The following is a 14615-nucleotide window of genomic DNA, read 5'->3' as shown; positions in this document are numbered from 1 at the left end:
GGAGGAATGATGATGGAAAGACTTAGAGAGAAGCCCTACATAGATACAGAATGGCTAGAACTCATACAGGAGGCATTGGAACTGGGAATGACGTCACAGGATATCCGCGATTTCCTGAAGCAGAAGCAATATATGAATCAATATAATTCACCGACCTCAGCAAACTGCTCCCTATTCGAAGATGAGGAGAAAAGATAGTGATTTTATCGATTTTTTAGTAAGGCCATGGCCTCTCTGCGGCTACGGACGTTCAGCTTTTTATACAACTGGCTAAGATAATTTTTGACCGTTCCCACGGATAAATATAGATCCTCTGCTATTTCTTTGTTCTTTTTTCCAGCAAGAAGCAAGTGCAGCATTTCTTCCTCTGTCCGAGTCAGTGTATCACCTGCGATATCCGGCAAAACCGACAGCGGAACGCTTTCATACGATGTCACAAGGTGATCTGCCAGCATTGCTTGAAACGAAGCAGGCAAAAGCAGCTGGCCAGCATAACAATCGCGTATACCACGAATAATTTGGTCTGTATCTGCGTCCTTCAATAAGTATCCCGATGCTCCGATTTTTACGGATTCTGCAATGTATTCATCATCGAAAAAAGTAGTTAACATTACAATTTTAATGTCGGGAAACTTTGCCTTGATTATTCTTGTCGCGGAAAGTCCGCCCACTTCAGGCATGCGAAGATCCATAAGGACGATATCGGGTCGGTGCATTTCCGCAAGCTTAATTGCGTCCGATCCGTTTACCGCACAAGCAACTACTTTGATATCCAACTCAAGCTTCAACAACGCAGCCAACCCCTCACAAAAAACCGGCTGATCGTCAGCAACTAATACCTTTATCTGATTCATTAGCCTGCACCTGCCTGGATTCTATCTTTTCCCTCTGTTAGAGGAAAGGAAAATGCGATAGCTGTTCCCTTTCCTGGGATCGAATTTATTTGAAACTCACCATTCAGCTGACGGACACGCTCTTCCATACCCATCAGTCCAAAACCCGGTGCTGTCCGATTCACTGTAAAACCTCTCCCATTGTCGACGAGATGAAACGTAATGCGGCCAGTGTGCTGCTCCAAGGTGAATTGGAAATCGGTGCTTTTTCCGTGACGTAATCCATTTGCAAGTCCTTCCTGCAGGGCACGGACAATCGTGATTGCCTGGTCCGCATTAAGCTTGTCATCCAACTTTTCTATCTCATAAGCAATCCTCACTCCTGTACGGTCTCTCGTATCCTCAATCAAATCGGTGAGATGCTTCGTGAAATTGTCCGGCTCGTACGGGGCGCTCAGTGTCCGTACAGATTTCCGGACCTCGTTCAGCCCAGTTTGCAATTGCTGTTTCATATCGCCAAGCAGTTTTTCCGCCTTCTTTTCGTCTTGTTTCAACAGGCGTCTGCCGGCCTCTATGCCCATGATTGCTGTGGTAAGCGAATGACCGATTGTATCGTGGATTTCCCTGGAAATCCTTGTCCGCTCTTTCAGCATGGTGGTTTCCTCCAGTTGTATTGAAGCTTGCTTCATCCGCTCGTGCGCATTTGAAAGCCGGTGCTTTTGTACGGCTATATACTTGGCCAAATAACTAATTGCGAAAAAACAAATAAATTCCAGGCTTTTCGGAATAACGATTTCCCATATTTGTGCAGCAGGAACGGAAAAAACAGCAAACCTTCCAACAACAAAAGTAAGGTAGGCTGTTAAGGTATAAACACAGCTGTAAAGCTTCTTTCGATGAAAAGCCGCTTCTCCAATGAGGAACAGTAAAAAGATTTGTGAAATAAAGGACTGGTCAACCAATGTCATGACAGCAGCCAGTAAAAGCTGCCCCCATAACACCAAGCCACCTGCCCTTGTACGTAAATCTATATAAACAACAAAGTTCCGAATGATGAAAGTAACTATTAACAGGACGGCAAACGAATACAACAAAACAGGATGTTCCTGCGGATCCATGGCAAACATCGGAGTAATGAAACAAAGAATTAGTACGACACTAACATCAATCTTCCGTTCCAGCTTTCGACCCATATCCTTCCTCCCCAACTAGTTATAACCCCCTATTCATTTTAACAAAAAATTCTGTTAAATGGACAAGCACGGCGGTTAATTACTAGGAAACATCTTAATCAGTATGCCCGAAAAGAGATGGCCAGTGCAGGAGGAAACAATACAGTTTTTCGCTGCATTGTTATTCGTGGAGCTTTCTTGCTGCTAAAATTCGACCTCGACAGAAACAATATCCCCGGCATTCCGTTTTAATTGAAAGCCGCTGGAAGGGTTCTCGAAACTCAATACTTTGTTGACCCTCCTCGATCTTTCGACTAGTTCGACAAATTCATGGGTTTTAGGAGTACCTGGTACTTCTATGACATTCCCATCTGAAAACTTGAGGATTACTTTCATCAGACCCCCTCCTTTTTACCTTTCAATTCGACAAACAGGGGCTGGTTCCTTTCACAATATTCTATTTTATGGAATTTATTTAGATGAATTTGCTTAAACGCTATCTCTTTTATCCTGTGATCGTTATTCTTTTCTGAAGTCGTAACTCCCTTGGTTTACGTTTATCTCCACTTCATCTTTCTCAATCAAAAAACACCCGAAGCACAACGCACGTTTGTTAATTCATTCTATCTTTTGTTAACGAACGTAATTTCAGTCAATTTCTTGGTTGTCGTTATTTAAGTTTCGGTAAGCGCGAAATTGACTCGGTGAAAGTCCTGTATTTCGTTTAAATGCATTATAAAAACTAGAGACACTTTGATAGCCTATTCGATAACCAACTTCCGTACTATTAAGATTCGTCGTTAAAAGAATTTCCTTCGCTTCGTTCACTCTTATCTTTTCTAAATATAATCGTGGAGTATATCCTGTTTTATCTTTGAAGATCCGATTTAAATGAAAACGGCTAACCCCAACCTCTGACGCTATCTTGTGTAAAGACAGATTTTGCGCATACCTATTTTTTATCAATCGTTTGGTATCTTTCACAAGGTTTTCTAGTGGGTCATATGTTTTTATATTTAAATCTGGCCGACATCTCTTACATGGTCGATAGCCTGCATTTTTGGCATCCTTCGCATTGGGAAAAAAGGAAACATTTTCGCAATTAGGTACCTTGGACTTGCAAGAAGGACGGCAGAATATCCCTGTTGTACGGACCGCGTAAAAAAATATTCCATCATATGATGAATCACATGAAACAGTCGCTTGCCACATAATTTCCTTAGTATGGTTAATTTGATCCTTCATTAGATTTTAAACCTCCTTTCAGGAGAAATTTTCTTGCTAAAAATCATATAAATCGCATATAAAACCACGACAATCATCGGTACAAATATATACAGTTGAAAAAATGGAAGAGCCAATAAACATAAAATGCAAGAGGTTAACGACGTCCACCAGGCTGATGTGTTCTTCCTGAATAATCTAACCCCCGCAGCCATTGAAAGAACATAAACTAGTATCCCAAGAGAGGTCGGTATAAACAAAATATTATCAAATGTCAGTGATAAAAACTTCACAACTAAAACACCTGCCATCGAAAAACCGATAACGAATATCACCATCCGTCTTGGGATTTGAGTAGTTACAGGGTGTTTTAAAAAAAACTTTGGAAAGGCACCATGTCGGCTTAATGAATATCCTAATTGCGTCAGGCTAGCTACAAAAGCATTTGATGTGCCTATACAAATAATTAAGGCTGAAACAGCTGTGAAGACTTTAGCACCTATGCCTAATGTCGCACCCATTATGACCCCAATAGGAGAAAGATTGTTTTCTTGGCTGCCATACGTTGCTGTTCCAATAGTGACAAGGCTTAACGCTAAAAATAACACTCCAATGACCATTGCACTAACAACTGCTCCTTTGACAATGTCCTTTTCCGGTCTTTTAAATTGCTCGGCTAGATTACAAATCGCCTCCCAACCGAAAAAAGACCAAAAGATAACCGTTATAGCGCTCCCGACAGAAAACCACCCATTCGGGACAAAAGGAGTAAAATTCGCCCATTGTATTCTTGGAAGTGACACTAATATTGCAACTACTATAAGTATTAATAATAAAGAACTTAAAATCAATGCAACTTTCCCACTAACATTTACGCCGTAATAATTAGAAGCACCTGCAATTCCCAAAATAGAGATTGCAATTACAGTTGTTTCTCCACCTGAAAGTCCAAATGCCTGACTGACATAATATGCACCGGTTAAAGACACAATAGTTTGACCAACTGCTGCAGTTACAAAGTAAAACCACCCAACGATATTGCCAAGATGGTACCCAAAGGAATTTCTTACAAAGGTTGCTGCTCCCCCAGCATCAGGGTATTTTCTTGCCAAACAAGCAAAAGAATAAGCAAGCGGAAAGCTAATTACAATAACAATGAGCCAAGATATAATAGAGGCGGGTCCCGCCATTGAGGCTGTTATTCCTGATAAAAAAAGGATACCCGAGCCAAGAATGGCAGCAATGTATAATGCAATTCCTTGATATAAGCCGATAGATTTATTGCTCATGATCTCCCCCCTTTATAGCAATAGTCTACTAAAAACAGGTGTAAAACTCTTCCTTTTTTTTGCGCTTTAATTCTCGCCTAGTAAACTTGTCAAAAGCATTTTTGTATAGTTCCTCATTCAAGATTTCAAGAAGTTAAGAAAGAAAATCAATAAAATTGCAATCGAAGTAAGAGCTAGTAATTAATTCTTTTTCACCAGGTGCATATCCATGCTGCCTCCTTGTTGGTTAAGACCCTTTTAAAAGATCTTTTTCTGCTTTTTTGGCATGATTTTTAAAAAGAAAGACCGCTTCTCTTAGTCTACATCTAAGAGAAGCGGTTCTGAATTAAGTATGCGTTAACGCAACTGATTGATCCGTCGGGTAAGCTCTAGGAACTTTGCGTCCAGCTTTGCATACTCCTTGTCATTAGGTGTCATAAAACTTAATTTCCCCAGGACTTCCTGTCGCTCTGTTTCCAGTTTCATCCGTAATTCTTCCTGCTCATCCACTTTTGATACGGCTATGTTTCCCTGTTTTTGAATCCGATGTTCGGTAATGATGAGCTTGTCTTCTGTTGCCTTCTCAAGAAAATAACGGTCATGGGAAACGACGATCAGCGTTCCATTATAGTGGGCCAACGTTTCTTCCAGCTGCTCACGCGAAGGCAAATCCAAATGATTTGTCGGCTCATCCAAGAGGAGTACATCCTTTTCTTCCAAAATGTAAGCCATCAGCTTGCACTTCACCCGCTCACCCATGCTCATCTCGGCAATCGGCTCTGTCCACTGTGCAGCAGAGAATCCTAAGTGCTTCATCAAATTCTGGACCTTTCCTCTTCCTTCGAACGTATCTTGATAAAACAATTGCTCTGGCGTTTCATAAAGCGGCAAATCGAATACTTCCTGGGTTAAATAGCCAATATCCGCTGCAGGCGAGATCCACACCTCGCCTTCCGCCGGTTCCTTGCCCATGATGATGTTCAACAAAGTCGTTTTCCCACTGCCATTCGGGCCTGTGATGGCCAGTTTTTCCCCGTGCTGGATGATAAAGCTGGCATTTTGAAACAACGTTTTACCGGCGAAGGATTTGGATAAATGATTCACTTCCAGGAAACGCTTGCCGACCTTGGTATTGGCTTTCATGGTAAAATCCACTTTGTATTCGGGGTCAACAGGGTTCACCTTATTTTCTTCCAGCTCTTTTTCCAGCCGTTTTTGCTTCGATTTCACCTGCGAATCCATTCGCTTTGCCTTTAATCGATAATACTCCTTGTAGCCCTCCTTTTTCGTCGATTCCGCATGTGCTTTCTTCGACCATGAGGTGAGTTCATTCAGCTGCCCCTCGATCCGTCCCACCATTTTTTGTTGCTTTTCATACTCGCGCTGCTGGGTGAGCCTGCGTTGCTTGCGTACCTCCATATAACTGGAATAATTCCCTGAATGCTCGATAAGCGCATTTCCTTCCAATGACCACACTTTCGTGGCGGCCTTATCCAAAAAATAACGATCGTGCGATACAAACAGGATAGTGCCCCGGTAGCTTTTGAACAGGTGTAGTAAAAGGTCCGAACTTTGCTGATCGAGATGGTTGGTCGGTTCATCCAGCAACAACAGCTGCGCGTTTTTTGAAAATCCGGCAGCAAGCCGTGCTTTCAATTTTTCCCCGCCACTATATTGATCGTACTCATGATCAGGTACCTGCCACTCCTTTCTCAGTTTTCCTTCGTCTGCGGACATATTTTCCACCTTATGAGTTTCTGTTTCCTGCGCGACCATTTCAATGGTGATAGGTTTCTGAAGCCACTGTATGTGACCGCTTGTCGGAGTAAGGTCTCCATTAATCAATTTTAGCAGCGTCGATTTCCCGGCACCGTTTTTGCCGATGATTCCGATGACCTCTCCCTGCTGCACACGAGCATTCATCTTTTCAAACAACGTTACGTTTTTCACTTCATAGCTCAGATTATTCAGCTTTAACAGTTCCGTCATTCTATCAATCCCTTTCCGTAAAGGGAGGATCTCGACATGGCCAGCATCATGAATGCATTCAAATAAAAAGGGCCAATAAAAAATCCCCCCAAGCGAGTTGGAAGGATTAGCCGTACCTTATGCGTTATCAAATAAGCTGCATGTTGCGACAGCTGTGGAATGATATAAAATAATGGGCAGACTAATCCTATTTCGTGTGTTTTGAAATATGCTATTTCAAACAGTTGAGAATAAGATTAGTTCTTCATTGTCCACCCATCATTCCTTTCGTCTGTAGTACGCTTAGTATAGCATAGCAGAAGTCTGTATGGCAAAGCGGTTTTTGATTCTTGAGAATCCTGGCTGATTTTTTTGAAATAGTGGTTGTTATTTTTTTTGGTCGTTATTCTTTATATAGAGTGTGCATTCCTAACCAATACATTTTACTGCTTTTGCTCCGAAAAAGTTTGTCATGAAAGAATTTTTATAGCATGATAGGTGGGAGATAATAAGTAAAATACCAACTGAAAGGACTGTAATAATGGATTATACTTTAATCTTCGGACATAAAAACCCAGATACGGACGCGATATGTTCTGCCCTCGCATACGCAGATTTAAAAAAAAGATTGGGATTTCAAACAAAAGCCGTCCGCCTTGGTGAAGTTTCAAAAGAAACCCAATTTGCTCTTGATACATTTTCAATCCAGCCTCCCGAACTTGCTGCAGAAAAATTGGCAAAAAATCAAGACGTCATCCTTGTAGATCATAATGAGCATTCACAAAGTATCGACAGTCTGGAAGAAGGTAATATTCTTGAGGTGATCGACCATCATCGCATTTCCAACTTCTCTTCCGAACAACCGGTCTATTTTCGGACTGAACCGGTAGGATGTACAGCAACCATCCTATATAAAATCTATAAAGAACATGGGTTGGAGCCGGATGCAGCCATTGCCGGACTGATGCTCTCAGCAATCATTTCGGATACTTTATTATTTAAATCTCCGACCTCTACCGAAGCTGATCATATAACAGCTTCAGAACTTAGTAAACTGGCGACCGTGGATATGGAAGCATACGGCATGGAGCTATTAAAAGCCGGAGCCGGGACAGAGAACCTTGATCCGACAGACATAATTACAATTGACGCTAAGCTATTCAAAATGGGAAGCGCAAACGTAGAAATCGCTCAAGTAAATGTGGTGGATACAAGCAATGTCCAATCCCGCAGTGAAGAGATAAAAAATGCTATTTCCGAGAGAATTGAGAACAATGATTTGGCTATGTTCGTACTATTGATTACTGATATTTTGACCAGCGAATCCCTTGTAATGGTTTTAGGAGAAGAACAACAGAAATTTGAACAAGCTTTTTCGACTACTTTAAAAGAGGATATGGCTTTTCTTAGCGGGATTGTTTCTCGTAAGAAACAGGTTGTACCTCCACTTACTCAAGCTTTTGCGGACTGAAAAAGCCATGAAAGCTGAACATTATGGCAAATGGGAATAAAGAAAAGATACTCAATAAGCACGAAGATTTTCTGGAAGATTTATTACGATTAATGTCTATAGGAATGTGCTTGTATTCCTTTTTAACTAAATAGAAGAAGGCATCCACCAAGATGAAATGGATGCCTTCTTCTATTAGGATAGATATACCTTATAGTAGATTTTAAATTTATCTATATACGCGAATTACATTAAAAAAACCATTCACACTCAAGTCTGCAAAAGGTAAAAGTCCTCCCAAGCGAGTTGGAAGGATTAGCCTAACGATGCCATATTAAATAAGCTGCATGTTATTAAAGAATACTTTTGCGAAAAAAATTGCAAATTTTATTTTACAGTGGTTGTTATATTCTTTGTACGTTATTCTTTATATAGAGTGTGTTATCCAGCTAGCAATCAGATGTTCCTTTTCCCTTAAAAAAAGAACGATTCTCCTTACTTCAAGTCAACCAATATGAAGCACTGGTCATCTTTTTGGTCGTACCTTTTTTGTTTCTGCTTTAGTTTCAACGCCATTTCTTCTTTCAAATCGGTTAATGATTTCCCTGGAGAATTCATTATCAGTTCTTTCAAATAGCTATACCCGATCAGTTCCGATATTCCATCCGTATAAAGCAGCAATCTGGAGCCCTTATCATACCGAATGGTTTTGGAATGGTACGTTATTCCCTCAAATGTGCCTAGCGGAGGGTTCGTAGCACCCAATGTCTCCTGTTTCCCTTGTTTATTTTGATAAATCGCGGGGGGATGGCCAGAATTGATATATTCCATCGTTTGCTTTTCGGTATCAATAAGAAGGTATATAGCAGTACAGTAATGCCAAGCCTCCTCATCATGATGAAATAAGTAATGTAAATGGCTATCTAATTCTTTCATAACAGAAGCTGGGCTCATTCCCTTTGGGATAACTTTTTGGTATGAAGATTGTAGAGACATGGTTACTAAAGCAGAAGAAATTCCATGTCCCATTACATCCAATAAAATCACACCATATTGGTGGTCATTGATCTGATAAAAACCATAGATGTCTCCTGATAATTCCTTTGATGCCTTATAATAAGATTCAATCTGAATCTTGTCATTGCCAAAAGCATCCGTTAACGAGGTTTCTTGAATTTTTTTTGCCAGCTGTAATTCATTTTGATTTTGCTTATTAATTTTAATTAACTGGGCCTGTTTCGCTTCCAGCGCTTCCATGGCTTCTTGTTTTTTATTTAGAGCATCTTTAGCAACCTTGTTGGCGAATAACAGTTGATCTTCATAATCGTTCCTTCTCTGCATTGGAAGGAACACACAATCGATAAGTGAAGGCTGACTGTCCTTCTTCTTGGAAGCATTTAGCAGTATTGGTATCTCTTCTGATTGGTGATTCACCAATGAAAGGTACATCTCCTCGACAAACCCCTTATGTGTCACCATCGGGATGAAATATAATTGAAAAAACATCTGCGCCGAAGGTGATAAGATGACATTTATATGCTGTCCATCCAACTCATCCTGTTGATACCCAAGTAATCGCAGCAACATCTCATTCATCGAAAAAATTGTACCCTCAGTCGACAAGGTAAGAAAACCGCATGGTGCCTGATTTAGCTGTTCGTCCATTAAGTTAAACCACCTATTTTCTCTGATTCAAGCTTCTCCAAATATTCATGTATTAATGCAACCGTCTCGTCAGGATGACTCATATGGGGACAATGACCTCTGGCTTCCATGTAACGTATGGTGCTTACCGGTAAACGTTGATTCATATATTCCCCAACTACAGTGGGCGCTATCACATCTTCAGAACATTGTAATATCAAAGTCGGCAAGGTTACGCGCGGCAAATCCTCCCGGTTGTCTGCAAAAAAACAAGTCTCTGCAAAATTGCGTGCAACGACAGGATCTGTCGAACAAAAGCGATCTTCCAGCTCTTCTGCAACTTCAGGGTGCTCCGCATCATTGGTAATCGTAGAAGCAAAACTGTTCGCCCAGCCGATATAATTTTTGTCCATCATGTCCATTAAACCGAACAGCTCTTCTTTTTCAAAACCGCCAAAATAATCAGGCGGGTGGTTTAGATAGCAGGGGGACGGACCGATCATAATCAGGGAAGAAAAATAATCAGGCTTTCGCAGGGAAGCAATCATACCGATCATACTTCCTACCGAATGTCCTACGAATATGGCATCCTTTAACGCCAATTCCTCACAAATATCAAGGACGTCCTGTGCATAGCCATTTAGTGTACTATATTTCTCGTAGTCAAAAGCTTTTATATCGGATTTTCCCATTCCAACATAATCGAATAAAATAACTCGGTAATCCTCTTCAAAAGACTTTGAAACCCTGCTCCATACTGATTGGTCACAGCCAAAGCCAGGGGCAAACAGAATAGGCTTAGTCCCTTTACCTTTAATTGTAACGTTATTTCGGACAACCACATTTCGTTCCATAACGGATTTCCCCTTTGCCTGATATCTTTATTAGATAAATTATCTCACAGATAGACGAATAATCCCTAATTATAAAGGAGTTGGATGGAAAATGTAAGATAACAGCCTCACAGCTTATCGATTTAGGGAAGACTTCTTCATCAACCATCACTATATGCCGGAAAGACATTAATGTCTATAGGAAAGAGTTAGTATGAATTCCTTTCCCCACCAATAAAAGAAGGCATCCATTTCGTCTAAATGGATGCCCTCTTATATTAGAGTTATTTATCCCATACTAAATTTCAAATTTTGATATCTACGTGCGAATTGTGAATTGATGACACACGGTAATCTTTGAATTCTTCAAACTGGTTGGTAAATTCATTCCAATCTTCCCTAAGTAACTGAATACTTTCATTGAGGCTTGCTTCAGATCTATTGTCCCATGATCCACCCAATTGTTCTTTTTGTATCTCCTTAAAACCATTCATCACTTCTTCGTAACGGTATTGGAATTGATCAGACAGTTTTAATTCAGAAAACAGCTTACTATACTGTTTTTGCTCAACTTGAACGATATGATTTCCTTCTTGAATATGTTGAATGGAGGTTTTTAAACGGTCTGCTATATCTCCTAATGGACCTGCTTTTGACTTATCTCGATTGTAAATTAATTCATATGTTTGTAATGACTTATCTACTGTCTGCCCCAGCTGATCATCTGTAAATTGATTCGATACATTTTTCATCTCCCCTGCAAAAGAAGGAGGTAGTACCTTTTCTGCTATTAAATGGAGCTTTTCTTTCGTTTGAAGATGGTACATGCTTTCTTTTGAACTAGTCCATCCACTCGACCAAAAATCTTCATTCCTGGTTATTGCTTTCTTTATAAGTCCCGAAAGCTGATCCTTTTCTTCTTCAGAAACTCCTTCTAAATCTTCAACAAAAGAAGAGAAATAGTCATCATAATCTGATTCCGACTTCCCTAAACTTTCATCTTTAAGCACGGTCACTTCCAGCTTGGAGGACTGATTGATTGCTTCACCCACCACATCAGAGAGAAGCAGCTTATCCAGCTTCATATTTGAATAATTATGGAGGCTCGTTCCATTCGATATTTGTCGTGGTGTACTGCGATTAATATGATTGACATTAATGTGCTGCTGGCCGTTAGAAACATTGGTTAATCCCGACATTATTCATCCTCTCCTTATTGTTGTGGCTGGTAAATAGAATGTAAATCTCCATTCGAATCTACCCTATTCCCTTTTAGAGCACCGCTTCAGATACCAGTGATAAATACTAATTGAATTCATAACTGCAGCCTGAATACGATACCACTTTTGTTGTCCCTTATCTATTATGTAATCTGAATGATCAATTTTTAGATTAGGACAGAACCAAACCAATTGTTTTTACAGGAAAGAAATTTAAATACCACTTTCCCAATACATCCCTAAATCACTAAGTAAGCATTCTAACATCTTGTACAAATGGTCCAAGATGTACAACTCCCTACATCATATAAATTCGACATTAGGAGAAAATTTCCTATAGCTTTTGTTCGACGAAAATCGACAAGAGGAACGGAAGAATTCGGCCTATAGAAAAAAACACCCCCTTTGGGATGCTGACTTAAAGGGAAATCTATGAAGAAAGGATGCCACAATATGCACCTTTAGAAAAAACCGTCAACAATTCGTCAACAAATCACTAAAACCCTCCATTAATCAAAAGCGTACACATAGCAAAACCCCTTGATAGACAAGGGGTTGAGTGATGGAGCATAGCGGGCTCGAACCGCTGACCTCTACACTGCCAGTGTAGCGCTCTCCCAGCTGAGCTAATGCCCCGTATTCGATTAAATGATATTGCTATTTGACTCAGACAAGAAGTATTATATACCATTACCAGGCTGTCTTGCAAGAGGTTAAGTAAAAATTGTTTTACTGCCTATATCCGGCTTTTTCCCAGCTTTCATGTGATATTTCTCACGGTAACCAACCAGTTATTCTTGCATAATAGAAGAAAAATCAATTCCACCAAAGGAGTTTTTCTGATGAAAAAACTACTCCCAAGGCAGCACGGCGCCTGGGCAATGCTAATCATCCCATTCTTTCTCGAAGCCATTGCCGGCCAATTTACATTCTGGCATGTCCCCTTATTCCTAGGGTGGCTCTGTTTATACTTGGCAACTTATCCGCTTATCATGGTATTCAAGAAGAAACGGAACAACTCCCTATATAAAAAAGGAGCGATTCTCTTCGGTCTTGCCGCCCTTGTGTTTCTGCTCCCGCTACTCTTGGTGGAGTGGCGCTTGATTTTCTTCGGCATTGCCATGCTTCCGCTGTTTTTGGTCAATATTCACTTTGCCAAAAAGAAAAAGGAAAGAGCGTTCCTCAATGATGTGGTAGCCGTGATTACCTTTTGTATCGGCGGACTGGCCAGCTACTTCCTTGGTACTAGTACCATTGAGCAAGAGGCTCTTGTTTTGGCAGCCTATCACTTTTTATTCTTTTTCGGCAGTATTTTTTACGTAAAAACGATGATCAGGGAAAAGAAAAACCGGCAATTCCTCTACTTTTCCTGGAGTTATCATCTTTTACTGACGATTGGCGGCTTTTTCATCGGAGGATTATGGCTGACGGTCGCTTACTTTCCAAGTTTTTTAAGAGCCTTTCTGCTGCCTGGAAGAACGCTTTCTATTAAGAAAATCGGCATCCTGGAAATCCTCAATTCCGTTTTCTTTTTTGCACTAATGTTGGTGATCGTTCTATCTGATTGAGAAAAGAAGGTTTTTTCCAGTGAAAGGCTGATAAATCGGACTGAAAGAAGATCAGATACTCTCACGAATGTTAATTCATGAAAAAGAAGCTGCCAATCATGGCGGCTTCTTTTTTTATCAGCTATTGGACCGATACATCGGGAGACTGCAGCAACGGAAAGATCCTCCCGATTTTATGATTTCCGAAAACTCCACTTCGATCACGTGGAAACCGGCTCGCCTCATTTTTTCATTAACATCCTTGTTTTGCGGCATGCTGATGACTTTTCCTCCACCGATGGAAAGTACGTTGGTTCCCATGGAAAACTGCTCAGCCGCGGAGACTTCAATCAACTGGTAGTTCTGTTTCAGTTTTTGATAATCTTCCGAGGTAAATGCATCGGGATACACCAACGCCCAATCGGGACTAAGTACATTAAAAGCACAATCAAGATGGAGAATGCTTTCATCGAGCGGGAGCGGAATGACTTGATAATCACTTCCCAGCTGCGACTGCAGGGTATCCGCCGCCTCTCTGGTCGTCCTTTTACTGATACCGACCCAGATTTTATTTCCATCCACCATGACGTCTCCGCCTTCAATCGATTGTAAAAAAGGACGATGATAAGCGATGTTTTTCTCCTGTAGGTTTTGTTTTAACACATCTACTTCGGCGCCACGGATATTTGTCTTCATTTCCGATAAAAACAATCGGTCGCCAATGCAAAAACCGATGTCCCGGGTAAAAACTTGTTCATTGAGCTGATGCTCTGGTTCCAGCCGGATAACTTCCGCTCCGTGTTTTTCCAGTGCCCGGGCGAAATCCTCATGTTGTTCCATTGCCAAATCGACGTCGATATTACCATTGATATAATGCCGTTGTGTTTCGTTAATAATTTCGGTAATTTCCATATATTTCGGCCTGCAAATGAATAATGTTTCGAGCTTGTGATATTCTGTCGTACACTCAATGGTCTTTTCTTCTGATTTTATCATCAATTCGGGTTACCTCCATTATCATTTGGAATAATATACTAACCTCTATAAGGAGATATTCCCTCTTCCTTATCATCAAAAACCGCACGGCAGGCTGTTTACTTAATTGAATTTTCTAACTTTTTAGTATAAACCAATAGTAAAAACAATGACAAGTATTCCTGCCTTCCTTCGGCTTCCGAAAATATTCAAGTGGATAAATAGATTGATAGAGTTTCCAAATTAAGTAAGATTCGTGAATCGAACGTAGCCTCTTAGAAGAAGAAAAGTTTAAAAGCGTCCATACGTGGAATTCGTAGTAGTGAAAACAATTTAAAGGAGGAAAGATAAAGATGGCAAACAATAACAAACGTAGAAACAATAAGATGTCTGTAGAAGAAGCTGGTCAAAAAGGCGGTAACACTGTAAGCAACAAATATGACAAAGACCACTTCCAAGAGATTGGCCAAAAAGGCGGTAA

At 40.5% G+C, this 14615-nt stretch carries 12 protein-coding genes, 1 tRNA gene and 1 pseudogene; 3 read left to right on the top strand and 11 right to left on the bottom strand.

Features of this window, described 5'->3' with window-relative positions; all coding sequences use genetic code 11:
- Positions 1–12 precede the first annotated feature (12 nt).
- The gene (locus BLR82_RS15235; RefSeq protein WP_074600329.1) at positions 13–198 is read left to right on the top strand and encodes an anti-repressor SinI family protein; all 186 of its coding nucleotides are present in this window, start codon (positions 13–15) and stop codon (positions 196–198) included.
- 5 nt (positions 199–203) lie between these two features.
- Here the strand turns inward: BLR82_RS15235 and BLR82_RS15230 are convergent, their stop codons facing one another.
- The 6 genes and pseudogenes from BLR82_RS15230 to abc-f all read right to left on the bottom strand — a co-directional run bounded on the left by BLR82_RS15230 (position 204) and on the right by abc-f (position 6486).
- The gene (locus BLR82_RS15230; protein ID WP_074600328.1) at positions 204–854 is read right to left on the bottom strand and encodes a response regulator transcription factor; all 651 of its coding nucleotides are present in this window, start codon (positions 852–854) and stop codon (positions 204–206) included.
- The gene (locus tag BLR82_RS15225; RefSeq protein WP_074600327.1) at positions 854–2026 is read right to left on the bottom strand and encodes a sensor histidine kinase; all 1173 of its coding nucleotides are present in this window, start codon (positions 2024–2026) and stop codon (positions 854–856) included. The genes BLR82_RS15230 and BLR82_RS15225 overlap by 1 nt, the downstream gene beginning before the upstream one ends.
- Positions 2027–2209: 183 nt before the next feature.
- Positions 2210–2401: a hypothetical protein gene (locus BLR82_RS15220; RefSeq protein WP_074600326.1), complete on the bottom strand. Its 192-nt coding sequence runs from the start codon at positions 2399–2401 to the stop codon at positions 2210–2212.
- A gap of 252 nt (positions 2402–2653) precedes the next feature.
- Positions 2654–3250 carry a bifunctional transcriptional activator/DNA repair enzyme AdaA gene (locus tag BLR82_RS15215; RefSeq protein ID WP_074600325.1) on the bottom strand — a complete coding sequence of 199 codons (597 nt, stop codon included), beginning with the start codon at positions 3248–3250 and terminating at the stop codon, positions 2654–2656.
- Positions 3234–4518: pseudogene (locus tag BLR82_RS15210) on the bottom strand (APC family permease). The gene BLR82_RS15215 and the pseudogene BLR82_RS15210 overlap by 17 nt, the downstream one beginning before the upstream one ends.
- Before the next feature lie 336 nt (positions 4519–4854).
- On the bottom strand, positions 4855–6486 hold the full coding sequence (gene abc-f, locus BLR82_RS15205; protein WP_074600323.1) for a ribosomal protection-like ABC-F family protein: 1632 nt from the start codon (positions 6484–6486) through the stop codon (positions 4855–4857).
- A gap of 520 nt (positions 6487–7006) precedes the next feature.
- On the opposite strand from abc-f, the gene BLR82_RS15200 reads away from it, so the two are divergent.
- Complete coding sequence (locus BLR82_RS15200) at positions 7007–7936, top strand: manganese-dependent inorganic pyrophosphatase (protein ID WP_074600322.1); 930 nt, start codon at positions 7007–7009, stop codon at positions 7934–7936.
- Between the two features lie 474 nt (positions 7937–8410).
- Here BLR82_RS15200 and BLR82_RS15195 read toward each other — a convergent pair whose 3' ends face one another.
- The 4 genes from BLR82_RS15195 to BLR82_RS15180 all read right to left on the bottom strand — a co-directional run bounded on the left by BLR82_RS15195 (position 8411) and on the right by BLR82_RS15180 (position 12248).
- Complete coding sequence (locus BLR82_RS15195) at positions 8411–9580, bottom strand: SpoIIE family protein phosphatase (RefSeq protein ID WP_074600321.1); 1170 nt, start codon at positions 9578–9580, stop codon at positions 8411–8413.
- On the bottom strand, positions 9580–10413 hold the full coding sequence (locus BLR82_RS15190) for an alpha/beta fold hydrolase (protein WP_074600320.1): 834 nt from the start codon (positions 10411–10413) through the stop codon (positions 9580–9582). Before BLR82_RS15190 ends, BLR82_RS15195 begins: the two co-directional genes overlap by 1 nt.
- Positions 10414–10697: 284 nt before the next feature.
- A complete protein-coding gene (locus BLR82_RS15185) occupies positions 10698–11591 on the bottom strand; it encodes a hypothetical protein (RefSeq protein ID WP_074600319.1) in 894 nt (297 codons plus the stop codon).
- 584 nt (positions 11592–12175) lie between these two features.
- A tRNA-Ala gene (locus BLR82_RS15180) sits at positions 12176–12248 on the bottom strand.
- A gap of 206 nt (positions 12249–12454) precedes the next feature.
- On the opposite strand from BLR82_RS15180, the gene BLR82_RS15175 reads away from it, so the two are divergent.
- Positions 12455–13180, top strand: a complete 726-nt coding sequence (locus BLR82_RS15175) for a YwiC-like family protein (RefSeq protein ID WP_074600318.1) — start codon at positions 12455–12457, stop codon at positions 13178–13180.
- Positions 13181–13297: 117 nt separating this feature from the next.
- Here the strand turns inward: BLR82_RS15175 and BLR82_RS15170 are convergent, their stop codons facing one another.
- The gene (locus BLR82_RS15170; protein ID WP_074600317.1) at positions 13298–14155 is read right to left on the bottom strand and encodes a dimethylarginine dimethylaminohydrolase family protein; all 858 of its coding nucleotides are present in this window, start codon (positions 14153–14155) and stop codon (positions 13298–13300) included.
- Positions 14156–14615: the final 460 nt, after the last annotated feature.

It is taken from the genome of Sediminibacillus halophilus (genome assembly GCF_900103695.1).
GTDB classification, from domain to species: Bacteria; Bacillota; Bacilli; order Bacillales; family Amphibacillaceae; genus Sediminibacillus; species Sediminibacillus halophilus.
This window is presented reverse-complemented; position numbering and strand designations above follow the sequence as displayed.